The sequence below is a fragment of the Cryptosporangium sp. NPDC051539 genome (assembly GCF_044454545.1).
GTDB lineage: Bacteria > Actinomycetota > Actinomycetes > Mycobacteriales > Cryptosporangiaceae > Cryptosporangium.
On record NZ_JBITDV010000001.1, the window covers coordinates 548,834 to 562,812 of the forward strand.

The 13,979-nt window shown below is 74.2% G+C and carries 13 protein-coding genes; 3 read left to right on the top strand and 10 right to left on the bottom strand.

The window, feature by feature from the left end:
- Window positions 1-22 precede the first annotated feature (22 nt).
- The 3 genes from ACIBZJ_RS02660 to ACIBZJ_RS02670 are packed head-to-tail and all read right to left on the bottom strand — an operon-like array spanning window position 23 to window position 3,362.
- The gene (locus tag ACIBZJ_RS02660; protein ID WP_395925984.1) at window positions 23-1,399 is read right to left on the bottom strand and encodes an MFS transporter; all 1,377 of its coding nucleotides are present in this window, start codon (window positions 1,397-1,399) and stop codon (window positions 23-25) included.
- A gap of 8 nt (window positions 1,400-1,407) precedes the next feature.
- Window positions 1,408-2,439, bottom strand: a complete 1,032-nt coding sequence (locus ACIBZJ_RS02665; RefSeq protein WP_395924710.1) for an NADPH:quinone reductase — start codon at window positions 2,437-2,439, stop codon at window positions 1,408-1,410.
- 20 nt (window positions 2,440-2,459) lie between these two features.
- Window positions 2,460-3,362: a fumarylacetoacetate hydrolase family protein gene (locus ACIBZJ_RS02670; protein WP_395924712.1), complete on the bottom strand. Its 903-nt coding sequence runs from the start codon at window positions 3,360-3,362 to the stop codon at window positions 2,460-2,462.
- A gap of 110 nt (window positions 3,363-3,472) precedes the next feature.
- On the opposite strand from ACIBZJ_RS02670, the gene ACIBZJ_RS02675 reads away from it, so the two are divergent.
- Window positions 3,473-4,330 (top strand): LLM class F420-dependent oxidoreductase, encoded by an 858-nt coding sequence (locus ACIBZJ_RS02675; protein ID WP_395924714.1) that lies wholly within the window; start codon window positions 3,473-3,475, stop codon window positions 4,328-4,330.
- Window positions 4,331-4,423: 93 nt separating this feature from the next.
- Here the strand turns inward: ACIBZJ_RS02675 and ACIBZJ_RS02680 are convergent, their stop codons facing one another.
- Genes ACIBZJ_RS02680 through ACIBZJ_RS02690 form a run of 3 tightly spaced genes read right to left on the bottom strand, consistent with a single transcriptional unit; the run spans window position 4,424 to window position 6,403 of the window.
- Window positions 4,424-5,338, bottom strand: a complete 915-nt coding sequence (locus ACIBZJ_RS02680; protein ID WP_395924716.1) for a PDR/VanB family oxidoreductase — start codon at window positions 5,336-5,338, stop codon at window positions 4,424-4,426.
- Window positions 5,335-5,775 carry a dimethylamine monooxygenase subunit DmmA family protein gene (locus tag ACIBZJ_RS02685; RefSeq protein WP_395924718.1) on the bottom strand — a complete coding sequence of 147 codons (441 nt, stop codon included), beginning with the start codon at window positions 5,773-5,775 and terminating at the stop codon, window positions 5,335-5,337. The genes ACIBZJ_RS02680 and ACIBZJ_RS02685 overlap by 4 nt, the downstream gene beginning before the upstream one ends.
- Before the next feature lie 16 nt (window positions 5,776-5,791).
- On the bottom strand, window positions 5,792-6,403 hold the full coding sequence (locus ACIBZJ_RS02690) for a response regulator transcription factor (RefSeq protein WP_395924720.1): 612 nt from the start codon (window positions 6,401-6,403) through the stop codon (window positions 5,792-5,794).
- A gap of 161 nt (window positions 6,404-6,564) precedes the next feature.
- Here ACIBZJ_RS02690 and ACIBZJ_RS02695 point away from each other — a divergent pair, with 161 nt between their 5' ends.
- Together ACIBZJ_RS02695 and lhgO are read left to right on the top strand one after the other, a co-directional pair.
- Window positions 6,565-9,429: a response regulator gene (locus tag ACIBZJ_RS02695; protein WP_395924722.1), complete on the top strand. Its 2,865-nt coding sequence runs from the start codon at window positions 6,565-6,567 to the stop codon at window positions 9,427-9,429.
- A 104-nt stretch (window positions 9,430-9,533) separates the two neighbouring features.
- Window positions 9,534-10,712, top strand: a complete 1,179-nt coding sequence (lhgO, locus tag ACIBZJ_RS02700) for an L-2-hydroxyglutarate oxidase (protein ID WP_395924724.1) — start codon at window positions 9,534-9,536, stop codon at window positions 10,710-10,712.
- Here the strand turns inward: lhgO and ACIBZJ_RS02705 are convergent.
- The 4 genes from ACIBZJ_RS02705 to ACIBZJ_RS02720 all read right to left on the bottom strand — a co-directional run bounded on the left by ACIBZJ_RS02705 (window position 10,706) and on the right by ACIBZJ_RS02720 (window position 13,961).
- Complete coding sequence (locus ACIBZJ_RS02705; protein ID WP_395925986.1) at window positions 10,706-11,602, bottom strand: AAA family ATPase; 897 nt, start codon at window positions 11,600-11,602, stop codon at window positions 10,706-10,708. The two genes, lhgO and ACIBZJ_RS02705, sit on opposite strands and share 7 nt — an antisense overlap.
- A 237-nt stretch (window positions 11,603-11,839) precedes the next feature.
- Complete coding sequence (locus tag ACIBZJ_RS02710; RefSeq protein ID WP_395924726.1) at window positions 11,840-12,862, bottom strand: uroporphyrinogen decarboxylase family protein; 1,023 nt, start codon at window positions 12,860-12,862, stop codon at window positions 11,840-11,842.
- Window positions 12,863-12,921: 59 nt separating this feature from the next.
- Window positions 12,922-13,215 (bottom strand): DUF6295 family protein, encoded by a 294-nt coding sequence (locus ACIBZJ_RS02715; protein WP_395924728.1) that lies wholly within the window; start codon window positions 13,213-13,215, stop codon window positions 12,922-12,924.
- Between the two features lie 2 nt (window positions 13,216-13,217).
- Window positions 13,218-13,961 carry a dienelactone hydrolase family protein gene (locus ACIBZJ_RS02720; RefSeq protein WP_395924730.1) on the bottom strand — a complete coding sequence of 248 codons (744 nt, stop codon included), beginning with the start codon at window positions 13,959-13,961 and terminating at the stop codon, window positions 13,218-13,220.
- Window positions 13,962-13,979 lie beyond the last annotated feature (18 nt).

The window sequence follows — 13,979 nt, forward strand, 5'->3', positions numbered from 1 at the left end:
TCACCTACGCCCGCCTCGTCACCTACGCCTGCCTCGGGGCCGGCGCCGCGGCCCGGCCGGTCACGTGGTCGCCGGCCGTGCGCGGAAGGCGCAGCGCGCCCGCGGCGGGCACCAGCATCAGCGCCGCGAGCAGCGCGAACGCCACCCGGAACGGGGCCGACGACCCGTCGGCGACGAGGCCCCCGAGTCGCACCAGCAGGGCCGCCACCGCCACGCCGAGACCGGTACCGAGCTCGTGCAGCGTCGACAGCAGCGTGTTGGCGTGGTTGAGCTCCGACGGGCCGACGTCGGCGAACGCCACGCTGTTGTACGCGGTGAATCCGGTCGACCTGGCGACCCCGCCGAGCAGCAGCAACAACAGCGTCACCGGGATCGGCAGGGCCGGCGTCAGCAGTGCCAGGCCGGCCAGGCACGCCACCCCGACCGCGATCGACACCAGCAGCACGGTCCGGATCCCGAACCGCTGCATCAGCGGCGTCGTCGCCGGTTTGATCCCGACGTTGCCGACGAACAGCGCCATCAGCGCCAGCCCGGCCCCGGTCGCCGACCATCCGAACCCGATCTGGAAGAACAACGGCAGCAGGAACGGGATCGCGGTGATCAGCGCCCGGTACACCGCCCCGCTGACCGCGGTCGTCCGGAACGTCCGTACGCGCAGTGTCCGCAGGTCGACCAGCGGGTTCGCCGCCCGCAGCAGGTGACGCCCGGCCGCCGCCAGCCCGGCGACGGTCACGACCAGCGCGATCACCACCACCGGCCCGAACCCCGAGCGCACGCTCTCCGCCGCCACCACCAGCCCGGCCACGCCGGCCGCGGTGAGCACGAACCCGGTCCGGTCCAGCGGCCCCGGCGCGTCCTCCTCGGTCAGCGACGGCACCAGCCGGAACCCGACCGTGAGCGCGGCCAGCCCGAGCGGCACGTTGATCACGAAGATCCACCGCCAGGACGCGTACTCGGCCAGCGCCCCGCCGACCAGCGGCGCCACCACGGGCGCCAGCAACGCGGGCCACGTGAGGTACGCGATCGCCCGCACGAGATCGCGCTTGGGCGTCGTCCGCAGGATCATCAGACGGCCGACCGGGACCATCAGCGCCCCGCCCACGCCCTGCAGGACGCGGGTCGCGGTGAGCGATGCGAGGCCGGGCGCGAGCGCACAGCCGGCGGACGCGGCCGAGAAGACCAGCAACGCGGTCAGGAAGACCGGGCGGACGCCGTAGCGGCGGGCCAGCCACCCGCTGACCGGGATCAGCACGCCGAGCGTGAGCGCGTACGCGGTGATCGCGACGTTCACGTCGACCGCGTCGACGCCGAACTCGGCGGCGATCGCCGGTGCGGCCGGTGCGATCACCGTGACGTCGAGGATCTCCATGAAGTAGGCGGCCGCGACCAGCAGCGCCAGCCTTCGTTCTATGGCGCGCCTACCTCGACGAGCACCTTGCCCACGGCGCCGTTCGCGACCGCGTCGTGCGCGTCGCCGGTCTGCTCCAGCGCGTACCGCCGGATCGGCAGGCCGTGCTCCTCGCCGACCGGCAGCGCGCCGTCCTCGAGCGCACGGGTGAGGTCTTCGGCGGCGGCGTCGAGCGCGGGCTGCCCGACCGTGTAGAGCAGCAGGAACTGGTAGCGGACGTTGGTCGCGAAGTGCCCGGCGACGTCGAGCGTCACCCCGGCGCCGCCGTCGTTCGCGTAGACCGCGACCACGCCGTGGTTGGCGAGCACGGCCTGGTTGAGCGACGCGTTCCGCGACGGCGACACCTCGACGACCTGGTGGACGCCGCCGGGCGCGATCGTCCGGATCGCGGCGGCCGCGTCGTCCTCCCGGTAGTTGACCACGTGGTGCGCACCGGCGGCGGTGGCCAGCGCGGCCTTCTCCGTGCCGCTGATCGTCGTGATCACGGTCGCGCCGGCCCAGCGGGCGAGCTGGATCGCCGCGTGGCCGACCGCTCCGGCGCCACCCGCGACCAGGACCGTACGTCCGTCGAGGGCACCGGGCGCGAGGCGCGACGGCCCGTCTTCGGCGACCGTGAGGGCCCGGTGGGCGGTCATCGCCGGGACGCCGAGGCTCGCGCCGACTTCGAAGCTCGCGCCGTCGGGGAGTTTCACGACCCGCTCGGCCGGGAGCACGGTGTACTCCTGCGCGGTGCCGGTCGGACGCTGGTGGGCCGACAGGTACGTCCAGACCCGGTCGCCGGGGGCGAGCCGGTCGACGCCGGGGCCGACCGCGTCGACGACGCCGGAGCCGTCCTGGTTCGGGACGATCTCGCCGGTGACCGGAGCGCCCCGGCGGGCGCTCGCCCCAGCCCGGGACTTCCAGTCCGTCGGGTTGACACCGGAGAACACCACCCGGACGCGGACCTCGCCCGGCCCCGGTTCCGCGACCTCCCGCTCGACCAGTCGCAGGACGTCGGGACCACCGGTTTCGCTGTAGACCACTGCGCGCATGGACTCCAGTCTGCCTCCGCTCAGGTGAGCGGGACGACGGCGGGGGCCGGGGTGATCCGGGCGCGAACCGCTCCCAGCCGCTCGACCTCCACCGTGACCTCGTCACCGGGACGCAGCCAGGGATAGGCGTCCTCGCCGTGCAGGGACGAGAGCTCCAGCAGGCACCCGGTGCCGACCGTGCCGCTGCCGACCACGTCCCCCGGCCGCAGGCGGGTGCCGCGGGAGGCGTAGGCCAGCATCTGGCCGAACGACCAGTGCAGGTCGGACCAGCTGCCGCCGCCGTGGGCGGTGCCGTTGACCGAGGCCGACATCCGCAGCGCGTACCCGTTCCCGGCCCGGCGGTCGGCGAGCTCGTCCGGCGTCACCAGGAACGGGCCGAGAGACGTGGCCCCGTCCTTGCCCTTGGCCGGGCCGAGCCCCGCGCCGGACTCCTGCCGCTGGACGTCACGCGCGCTCCAGTCGACCAGGATCGTGTACCCGGCGATGCGGTCCTCGGCCTCGGACGGGGTCAGGTCGGAACCGGGCCGGCCGACGACGGCCGCGACCTCGACCTCGTAGTCGAACCGGGCCGAGCCCGGGGAGACCGGCACGTCGTCGTGGGGCCCGCGGATCGCGGCCGGGTTGCTGAAGTAGAAGACCGGCTGCTCGTACCAGACCGGGTTGACGGACCGCCCGAACGCGGCGGACGCGTTGCGCGCGTGTTCCTCGAACGAGAGGAAGTCGCGCACCGACGGCGGCTGCGGGATCGGTGCGCGCAGATCGGCCGCGGCGAGCGGCAGGGTCTCGGCCGGGGCCGAGCGGGCTCGCCCGGCGGCGGCGCCGAGATCGCCGAGCAGGTCGAGCAGGGGTTCGTCGAGGCCGTGGACGAGGTCGTCGACGACCAGACCGGCCCGGTCGGCGGGCCCGTAGGTGATCCAGCGCATGTGTGTCGTCTCCTCACGCCGAGCTCCGACCCTACGTTCGGCTTCCTCCGGGCCACGCCGCACCCCTACCATTCCCTCTAGAACACGTTCTAATTGTGGAGAGGGTGCACATGAGGCACGGCGTCGTGCTGTTCGCCAGTGACCGGGGAATCCGCCCCGCCGACGCGGCCCGGGCCGCCGAAGACGCCGGGTTCGAGACGTTCTACGTGCCCGAGCACACCCACATCCCGGTCCGCCGGGAAGCCCCTCACCCGGGCACCGGCGGCGCCGCGCTCCCCGACGACAGGTACTCCCGCACGCTCGACCCGTGGGTCGCGCTCGCCACCGCGGCCCAGGCCACCAGCCGCATCCGCCTGGCGACGGCGGTCGCACTCCCGGTCGAGTCCGACCCGATCACGCTGGCCAAGACGATCGCGACGCTCGACCACCTCTCCGGCGGCCGGGTCACGCTCGGCGCCGGGTTCGGCTGGAACACCGACGAATTGGCCGATCACCGCGTCGACGCGAAGCGGCGCCGGGGCGTCCTGCGCGAGTACGTCGAGGCGATGCGGGCGCTCTGGACCCAGGAGGTCGCCGAGTACCAGGGTGACCACGTCTCGTTCGGCCCGTCGTGGGCCTACCCGAAGCCGGTGCAGCCGCACGTCCCGCTGATCATCGGCGCGGGCGGCGGCCCGAAGACGTTCGCCTGGATCGCCCGCACAGCCGACGGCTGGATGACCACGCCGACCGAGACCGGTCTGCACGCCCGGGCCGACGAGCTGCGCGAGGCCTGGGCCGCGGCCGGGCGCGGGGGCCGGCCCCAGATCCACGTGCTGGCGACCACGAAGCCGAGCCCGGAACTGCTGGAGTCGTGGGAGTCCGCCGGGGTCACCGACGCGATCTGGGGCCTGCCCGATCGCACCCCCGACGAGGTCGTCGCGTCCCTGCACCGCCAAGCCGCCCGGTTGGGCCTGACCCCGGTGGGCTGAGCCGCTCCGCCGGCCCGGACGTCCACCGTGCGCTCGCCGGTCGCGCGCAACGGTCCGACCGACGCCTCCTGGGTCTCAAGCTCGGGGCGACGGTTAGAGATCCAGCTCCAGAGTGGCGGTCTCACTGCGCGAAACGCAGCACATCACCGCGCCGGTCCGCTCGTCGTCGGTCAGGTACTCGTCGCGGTGCAGGGGCGTCCCGGCCAGCACCGGGACCCGGCACTCGCCGCAGATGCCCTGCCGGCACAGGTTCGGGACGTCGATCCCGGCCGCGCGCAGCGCATCGAGCAGGCTCGTGCCCGGCGGCACGACGACGTCCCGGGCCGAGCGGGCCAGCCGCGCGACGAACTCCCGGCCCGGGTCGAGCTCGGCGGCGACAAAACGCTCCAGGTGCAGGCGGGACGGCGGCCACCCGGCGGTGGCCGCCTCGGTGAGCACCCGGTCGAGCAGCGGACCCGGTCCGCAGACGTACAGATGGGTGCCGAGCGGCTGGTCGCGCAGCGCGCCGGTGAGCGCGGCCCCGAACGCGTCCCGGTCGGTGACCCGGTGCAGCCGCGGCCCGAGCAGATCCGACAGCTCGTCCGCGAACGCACCGGCGTCCGGGCGGTGGACGTAGAGCAGTTCGACGTCGCGGCCCCAGCGGGCGGCGTCCCGGGCGTGCGCCACCATCGGGGTGATCCCGATGCCACCGGCGATCAGCAGATGCTTGCGGGCGGTGGCCACCGGCGCGAACGCGCACCGGGGCGGCGACGCGGCGAGCCGGTCGCCGGGCCGCAGGCCGTGCAGGTACGCCGAGCCGCCGGACCGGCGCAGCACGGCGATCGAGTAGGTGTCGAACCCGGCGTTCGTCAGCGAGTACGCGTTGCGGACCGGCCCGCACTCCACGACCAGGTGGCTCCCGGGCGGGTGCGGGGGCAGCGGGCGCCCGTCCGCGGCGGCCAGCGTGATCTCGCGGATCCCGGCCGCGATCCCGGTGCCGGCCCGGACGACGAGGTCGAGCACGGTCACGCGAGCGACCCCAGGTACGCGGCCCGCCGCCGGGACAGGTGGTGCCCAACCACCAGCGCCCGCCCGCAGCCCGAACACCGCACCGAAGGCCCGTCGGTCGGCGTCGTCGCACCGCAGTGCGGGCACCAGACCCGCCGCCACCGGTCGTCGGTGACCACCGCGGTCACCTCGGCCGGGACCGCGCCGCCGTCGATCGCGACCGCCCGGGCCCGCAGCACGTCCGCTTCCGGGCCGGCCACCAGCAACCGCCACCCGACGCGGGCCCCGCGCACCTGCCCGGCCAGCGCGGCCGGACCGTCGTCCGCTCCGGGCGGGCCGTGCCAGGCCCAGAGCGGGCGGCCGAGTTCTCGCAACCGCTCGATCCACTTCGCGGCGGCCGCGGCGCCGGCCTCGCCGAACGCCACGACGGCGTAGGCCGTGCCGCTCTCGTCGATCACGCTCGAACGATAGCCGTCAGTTCGGCTCCGAGGACGACGTCAGCAGCCGGAAGAAGCGCCGCCGCCCCACCGTGGTCTCCGCCTCCTCCGTCGCCACCAGCGCCGCCGCCACCACCTCGGCCTGCACCGAGGCCGCCACCTGCGGCTGCGCCACCGAAGCCAGAGGAGCCACCGGAACCGCTTGGGCCACCGGAACCGCTTGGGCCACCGGAACCGCTTGGGCCACCGGAACCGCCGTGACCGCCGGGTCGACGGCCGGCGGGCCGCCCCGCATCAGGTGCTCGATCCGGGCCGCGAGCTCCTTCGGCGAGAACGGCTTGGCCAGGAAGTCGTTCACCCCCGAGTTGAAGCTCTCGCCGATGTACTGCGGCTGGCTGTGCGAGGTCACCATGATCACCGGCACGTCCGCCGTGCTCCGGTCGGCCCGCAGCAGCCGGACCACGTCGAGCCCGGAGAGCCCCTGCATCTGCATGTCGAGCACGACGACGTCCGGCACTTTCCGCCGCACCTCGATGAGCGCCGCCGCCCCGTCCTCCGTCGCGGTCACCTCGTGTCCGGCCCGGGAGAGCTTCTCGGTGATCATCGCCCGGATATCCGGGTCGTCCTCCGCGATGACGATAGCGCCCATCTGTTCCTCCGGATCCGAGCTGAGCGGTTTCCACCGTTTGGGCAGCATATATGGGGGTCGGTCGCCTGCACCCGAGCCGCACCCGGGCAGTAGCCGGGCGGGCACCGCGTCCACCCGATGAGGGAGCCGGAAGACGACCATCAGCACGCGGGGGCGAGCACATGATCGATGCGGACACCAGCCGTGCGCACGCGTCCCACTGGACGATCGGGCGACTGCTCGCGCTCGGCTACGTGCTGGCGATGCTGGCGTCCGCCGTGCTCGGGGGCAGCGCCTACGTCCGGATCGGGACGATGACCCGCGACCAGGCGTCCGTCGAACACACCTACCAGGTCGTCGACCAGATCTCGGACCTGATGTCGCACCTGCAGGCCGCGGAACGCGGTCAGCGGGGCTACCTCCTCACCGGCCGCGACTCCTATCTGCAGCCGTACCGCGAGAGCCGGCGCGCCGTCGGGTCCTCGATGACTGCCCTGACCGCGCTGACCAGCGGCGAAGCCGAGCAGCAGCGCGCGCTGGCACAGCTGCGCCCAGTGGTGGCGGACAAGCTCGACGAGTTGGCGGACACGATCCGGCTGCGCTCCGCCGACAGTTTCGGGGCCGCCCAGCGGGTGGTCCTCACCGGTCGCGGCGCCGACGACATGACCACGATCCAGTCACTGCTCACCCGGATGGACCGGCACGCCCGCGCCGAGCTCGCCGCGAGCCGGCACGCCGGTGCCGCGCGGGCCGCCGCGACCCAGCGGGTCCTGCTCTGGGGCTCCGTGTTCGCCGCGCTGCTGATCGGGGCCGGCGCCTGGTGGATCACCCGGTCGGTGACCGGTCCGGTCCGCCGCATCACGATCGCCGCCGAGCAGCTCACCGCGGGCCACCTCGACCAGCGGGTCGAGGCGTCCGGCCCGATCGAGCTGCGGCGCGCCGCCGCGGCGATCAACGCGTCGGTCGATGCGATCACCGCCGCCCGCGACGAGGCCATCGCGGCCACCGCGGCCAAGTCCGCGTTCCTCGCGACGATGAGCCACGAGATCCGGACGCCGATGAACGCGGTCATCGGCATGACCGGCCTGCTCCTGGACACCGAGCTGAAGGGCTCGCAGCGCCGGCTGGCCGAGACCGTCCGCGACAGCGGTGAGTCGCTGCTCGCGATCATCAACGACATTCTCGACTTCTCGAAGATCGAGGCCGGCGAGCTCGAGCTCGAGGACACCAACTTCGACCTGCAGGACTGCCTGGACAGCGCGCTGAGCCTGGTCGCGCTGCCGGCCCAGGCCAAGGGCCTGGAGCTGGTCGGCTCGATCGCCGACGACTGCCCGACGTTCCTGCTCGGCGACGTCACCCGGATCCGTCAGGTGCTGGTCAACCTGCTGTCCAACGCGGTGAAGTTCACCGACCGCGGCGAGATCTCGGTCAGCGTGAGGCAGGGCACCGAGGGCCTCGACTTCGTCGTGCGCGACACCGGCATCGGCATCCCCGCCGACCGGATGGACCGGCTGTTCCGTGAGTTCAGCCAGGTCGACGCGTCCACGACCCGCGAGTACGGCGGTACCGGCCTCGGCCTGGCGATCAGCCGGCGGCTGGCCGGCGCCATGGGCGGCGACCTCCGCGTCGAGAGCACGGTCGGCGTCGGCACCACGTTCACGTTCCGTGCGCCGCTCACCGCGCACACGGACCGCCGTGCGGCCGCGGCCGGGCCGTCGGCCGACCTCGCCGGCCGGTCGGTGCTGATCGTCGACGACAACGCGTCCAGCCGGCGGCTGCTCGCGGCTCAGCTCACCTCGTGGGGCCTGAGCTGGTCGGAAGCCGACTCGGCGGACGCCGCCCTGACTGCGCTGAGCAGCGGGATCGCCTACGACCTGGCGCTGATCGACGCGCACCTGGCTCCCGAAGGCGTCGACGGTGCCGAGCTGGCCCGGCAGATGCGGGCGCTGCCGGCCGGGCGCGAGCTGCCGCTGGTGCTCCTGGCCGGTGCGGGCGACCGGCCCGCGGCCACCGACGGGGACCTGTTCCGGGCCGTGCTGGCCAAGCCGCTGCGGCCGTCGGCCGTGCGCGGGACGCTCGACCAGCTGCTCTCGCCGGAGGGTTCGGCCCTACCGCCCGCCCGCCGGGCGTCCGACGCGGCCGCGGTGCCGGTGGCCGCGCGGCGCCTGCGGGTGCTGCTCGCCGAGGACAACCCGATCAACCAGCAGGTCGCGCAGCTCATCGTGGAGAAGCTCGGCCACCGGATCGACACGGTCGGCAACGGCCAGGAGGCGGTGGAGGCGCTCGCCCGGACGTCGTACGACGCCGTGCTGATGGACATCCAGATGCCGGTGCTCGACGGGCTGGAGGCGACCCGGCGGATCCGTGCCGAGGTGCCGGCCGATCGTCAGCCGCACATCATCGCGATGACCGCGAGCGTACTGGTCGAGGACCAGGCCGCCTGCCGGGCCGCGGGCATGGACTCGTACCTGCCCAAGCCGGTCCGCGCCGCCGACCTCGCCGCCATGCTGGCCGGGGTGGCCGGGGTGGCCGGGGCACCCGGGGACACCGCCGGAGTGGCCGGGGACACCGCCGGGGTGGCCGGGGCGGCCGGGGCGGCCGGCGACGCCGCGGTTCCGGCCGGTCCGCCGGCCCCCGGGCTCGCCGCCGGCGCGGCCGACGAGGACGTCGTGGCCGCCAACGGCGCGGACATGCGGGGACGCACCGAGGACCTGCTGGACGAGGACTCCGACGACGACGAGCGGGCGATGATCGCCCGGCTGTTCAGCTCGTTCGTCGATCGGCTGCCCGGCGTGCTCACGCGCCTGGACGAGGAACTGGCCGACCTCACCGCGACCGCCGCCACCGCGCACAGCCTGAAAGGCATGGCGTCCAACATCGGCGCGTCCCGGCTGGCGGGCGTCAGCGGTGCGATCGAGACGGCGGCCCGCAACGGCGGGGCACCGGGCGCCGCACAGCTCGCGGACCTGCACCGGGAGGCGGACCTCGCCGCCCGCGCGGCCCTCACCGTCGGCGCCGAACTCGCGCCGTCAGCCGTGGCGGTCTGACGCGCGCCGTCCGGCCCGGTGCCGGTCGCGCCGGGCCGGGCCGGGGCCGATCGCGGCCGGGCCGGGGCCGGGCCGGGGCCGGGCCGGGTCGTAGCATCGGGTCCATGCGGGTCGGGGTGGTGGGCGCGGGCATCGTGGGGCTGGCGATCGCGCGGCTGCTCGCGCGGCGCGGCGCGGACGTCGTCGTGTTCGAGAAGGAGACCGACGTGTCCCGGCACCAGACCGGGCACAACTCGGGCGTGGTGCACTCGGGTCTCTACTACACGCCGGGATCGTTGAAGGCGACGCTCTGCCGCCGCGGTGTCTCGCTCCTGAAGGACTTCTGCGCCTCCCACGACCTGGAGTACGACGAGATCGGGAAGGTCGTCGTCGCCCGGGACGAGACCGAGCTCGACCGGCTCGCGAACATCGAGGCCCGGGCCCACGCGAACGGGGTGCCGGGGGTCCGCCGGCTGGACGCCGGCGCGCTGCGCGAGCTCGAACCGAACGTCGTCGGCGTCGCCGCACTGCACTCCCCCACGACCGCGATCGTCGACTTCGTGGCGGTCGCGCGGGCGATGGCGTCCGACGTGCGCGCCGCCGGCGGTGAGGTGCGGCTCGCGGCGCCGGTGACGCGGATCCGGCCGGCCGGCGACCGGATCCGGGTCAGGGCGGGGACCACCGAGACGACGCTGGACCGGCTGGTGATCTGCGCCGGGCTGCAGTCGGACGTGGTCGCCGCCCTGGCCGGCGACGACCCCGGCCCGGCGATCGTGCCGTTCCGGGGTGAGTACTACCGGCTCACCCGCCCGGACGTCGTCCGCGGGCTCGTCTACCCGGTACCCGACCCGGCCCATCCGTTCCTCGGGGTGCACGTCACCCCGCGCATCGGCGGTGCGGTCGACGTCGGCCCGAACGCGGTACTGGCAACCGCGCGCGAGGGCTACCGCAGGCGGGACGTCAACGTGCCGGAGTTCGCGCGCACGCTGCGGTGGCCCGGTTTCCGGCGGCTCGCGGGCCGGCACTGGCGGGCCGGTGTGCACGAGATCCGCGGCTCGCTGTCGAAGAACGCGTTCGCCGCTGCGGCCCGTGACTACGTCCCGTCGCTGCGCGCCGCCGACCTCGTGCCGGCGCCGGCCGGGGTCCGCGCGCAGGCCGTCGACGCGGACGGGTCACTCGTCGACGACTTCCGGATCAGCACGCTCGGTCCGATCACCGCGGTCCGGAACGCGCCCTCACCGGCGGCGACGTCGTCGCTGGCGATCGCCGAGCACGTCGTCGGGCTGACCGTGCCCGATCAGTGAGATCGGCGGCGCCCGGCGTAGGCCGGCAACGCGGGCTCGTCGGCCAGCTTGCGGGTGCCGCCGAGCATCGAGCGCCGCACCAGCGCATTGCTCAGCATCGTGTTGCGCAGCCACAGCCCGTGCCTGGTCCGCGGGGCCAGGAACCGGCCCGGCTGCGCGTTCTTCTGCCAGCGGCCCGCGTACGGGCGCATCCGCCGCTCGTACGCCGTCAGCGCGGCGCCGAGGTCTCCGCCGGCCGCGGCCAGCTCCCCGGCCAGCACGTACGCCCCCACGATCCCGGTACCGACGCCCATCCCGCCCAGCGTGACGCCCCAGGCGGCGTCCCCCGGCAATGCCGTTCGGCCGGACGTCCAGGACGGCACCGAGACGCGGGCGATCGAGTCGAAGTAGATCTCCGGCGCGCCGTCGAGGCCGGCGAGCATCTCGGGAACGTGCCAGCCGAGGCCGGCGTAGGTGTCGGCGATCAGCCCCCGCGGGTCGTGGAACGGAATCTCCCGCGGCGCGCGGAACACCGCGAGCGCGATCGCGCGCACCTCGATCGCCAGGTCGACCCGGCCGGGCCGCTGGGCCAGCGCCGGCTCCAGGACGTCGACGCGGTTCGTCGTCAGGAGGAACGCGACGCCGGCGTCGTCCGACAGACCGTCGAGGGCCTCGAGGACCGCGAACAGGAGCGGCTGCGACCCGGGGTAGTGGTCGCGGTCCTCCGCGACCAGGTCGCAGTCTTCGAGGACCACCAGCGCGGGCAGCGGGGCCCACGCCATCTGCGCGGCCTCGGAAACGTACTGGATCGACGGCCCGGCGAGCAGCACCACGGTCAGGCCGGGCAGGGCACCCAGCAGGAACCGGACCGTGTGCGTCTTGCCGGTGCCGGGCGGCCCGTGCAGCAGCAGACCGCGCTTGAGGTGCTGACCGGCGGCGCGGAGCTTCTCCCGGTGCTCGGCGTCAGCCTGGACGCCACCCCGTCACCCGACCGCGCGGGTCGGTGCCGAGATGCTCCTGGAGCGGCGGGATCGGCGCGGTGCCGTCGGGCTGGCGGACCCGACGCTCCGCGTGCACGACCCACGCGGCCGGTCCGCGGACGCGCGCGTCCGCGGACCGGTGGGTGACCGCCGCCGGCGCGGCAGCGGTCAGCCGACCTCGGCGCGGAGCGTCGCCGCGGCCCGGGCCATCGCGCGCATCTTGCCGTCGGCGGACTCGCGGGGCAGGTACTTCATGCCGCAGTCGGTCGAGATCACGATCCGCTCCGGCGGGGCGTACGCGAACGCCCGCCGCACCCGATCCGCCACGACCTCGGAGGACTCCACGTCCGGGGTCGACAAGTCGATGACCCCGAGGATGATCGTCTTCCCGGCGAGGTCGGCGAGCACGCCGAGGTCGAGCTTCGACTGCGCGGTCTCGATCGAGATCTGATCGGCCGCGCACGCCGCCAGCTCGGGCAGGAACGAATACCCGGCCGGGCGCTCGTGCACCAGGGCCGCGTAGCCGAAGCACAGGTGCACCGCGGTGGTGCCTTCGACGCCCTCCAGTGCCCGGTTCAGGGCCTTCACCCCGAAGGCCCGGGCCTGATCGGGACGCGCCTGCAGCCACGGCTCGTCGATCTGGACGATGTCGGCGCCCGCCGCGTGCAGGTCCTTGATCTCGGCGTTCACCGCGGCCGCGTAATCCATCGCGGCGGCCTCGGCGTCGGCGTAGTGGTCGTTCTGCGCCTGCTGCGACATCGTGAACGGGCCGGGCACCGTCATCTTGACGGTCTTGCGGGTGTGAGCCCGCAGAAAACGCACGTCGTCGACCTGGATCGGCCGCTGCCTGCGGATGTCCCCGGCGATCCGCGGCACCGGGTACGGCTCGCCGTTCCGGTTGATCGTCGTGCCCGGGTTGTCGATGTCGACACCGTCGAGCGCGGTCGCGAAGTGGTTCGAGTAGCTCTCCCGGCGCATCTCGCCGTCGGTGACGATGTCGAGCCCGGCCTCCTCCTGAGCGCGGATCGCGACCCGGGTGGCGTCGTCCTGCGCCTCGGTGAGGTGATCGGGGTCGACGCGCCACAGCTCCTTGGCCCGGACCCGGGGAGGCATGCGCCCGGCCAGCTTGGACCGGTCGATCAGCCAGTCCGGCTGCGGCAGACTTCCCACCACTGACGTCGCAAGGAGCATCCTTCGAACCTATACCGCCCCCGGCGACGGCCCGCGTTCGGCCACGGTGGCCGCGCCCCTCACGAAGTGGGAGCCCGCGTCGCCAGTGACTCCTCCACGAGCCCCGGCGGGGCCGCGTCCAGCATCGCCAGGATCGACTCGGCCAGCTGCCGCGCCGCCGCCGGATCCAGCTCCACCGCCACCCGCGCCGCCGCGCCCTGCGACGGGTTCCGGAAGTCGATGTTCAGCGTGTGGGCCTGCGGCGCCGACACCGGGTGGTCGAAGTAGACGGTCGCGTCGGTGAGCGGGAACCACCCCTCCCGGCCCTTTCCGGCCCCACTGATCGCCAGCGTCGCGGTCTCGTACGTGCACATGCTCAGGCCCCCAGGTGCGTGCCGTAGAACTTCCAGATCTGCTTCCACCCGTCGACCGCCGCCTCCGGCCGGTACGACGGACGGTCCACCGCGAAGAACGCGTGCCCGGCGTTGTCGTAGCGGTGGAACTCGAACGGCTTCCCGGCCTCGGTGAGCGCCTTCTCGAGCTCGTCGACGTGCTCCGGCGTCGGGTACTTGTCTTCGTTGCCGAACAGCCCGAGCAGCGGGCACCGCAACTCCGGGGCCCGCTGCACGAGCGGCGTCATCCGCAGCGGGAACCCGTCCGGCGGCGTCCCCACGACGAACGCGCCGTAACAGTCGACCGCCGCGTCGACGTCGACCTCCAGCGCGGCCAGGAACGACTGGCGCCCGCCGGAGCAGTACCCGATCGTGCCGACCTTGCCGTTCGAGCCGGGCAGCCCGCGCAGGTAGGCGGCCGCGGCAGCGACGTCGCCGACGAGCCGGTCGTCCGGGACGCCACCGCTCGCGCGGGCCGCGGCCGCGGCGTCGTCCGGGTCGGCGCCGGGCGCCTCGCGGCTGTACAGGTTCGGGCAGATCGCGGTGTAGCCGTTGGCCGCGAACGTCCGGGTGATCTCTTTGCTCGGTGCGTCGTAGCCGGGCATGTGGTGGATGACCACCACACTGCCGCGCGGGCCGTCGTCCTCCGGCCGCGCCAGGTAGGCCTCGATCTCGTCGCCGGAAGCGCCGGTGATACGCACGGTTGCCGCGCGCAGGTCGCCGATCATGAGAGTCCCTCTCTGTTC

Coding starts and splice junctions, on each gene's coding strand:
- ACIBZJ_RS02665 (WP_395924710.1), bottom strand. CDS start 2,439: ATGCGCGCAGTGGTCTACAGCGAAACCGGTGGTCCCGACGTCCTGCGA.
- ACIBZJ_RS02670 (WP_395924712.1), bottom strand. CDS start 3,362: ATGCGCTGGATCACCTACGGGCCCGCCGACCGGGCCGGTCTGGTCGTC.
- ACIBZJ_RS02675 (WP_395924714.1), top strand. CDS start 3,473: ATGAGGCACGGCGTCGTGCTGTTCGCCAGTGACCGGGGAATCCGCCCC.
- ACIBZJ_RS02690 (WP_395924720.1), bottom strand. CDS start 6,403: ATGGGCGCTATCGTCATCGCGGAGGACGACCCGGATATCCGGGCGATG.
- ACIBZJ_RS02695 (WP_395924722.1), top strand. CDS start 6,565: ATGATCGATGCGGACACCAGCCGTGCGCACGCGTCCCACTGGACGATC.
- lhgO (WP_395924724.1), top strand. CDS start 9,534: ATGCGGGTCGGGGTGGTGGGCGCGGGCATCGTGGGGCTGGCGATCGCG.
- ACIBZJ_RS02710 (WP_395924726.1), bottom strand. CDS start 12,862: ATGCTCCTTGCGACGTCAGTGGTGGGAAGTCTGCCGCAGCCGGACTGG.
- ACIBZJ_RS02715 (WP_395924728.1), bottom strand. CDS start 13,215: ATGTGCACGTACGAGACCGCGACGCTGGCGATCAGTGGGGCCGGAAAG.
- ACIBZJ_RS02720 (WP_395924730.1), bottom strand. CDS start 13,961: ATGATCGGCGACCTGCGCGCGGCAACCGTGCGTATCACCGGCGCTTCC.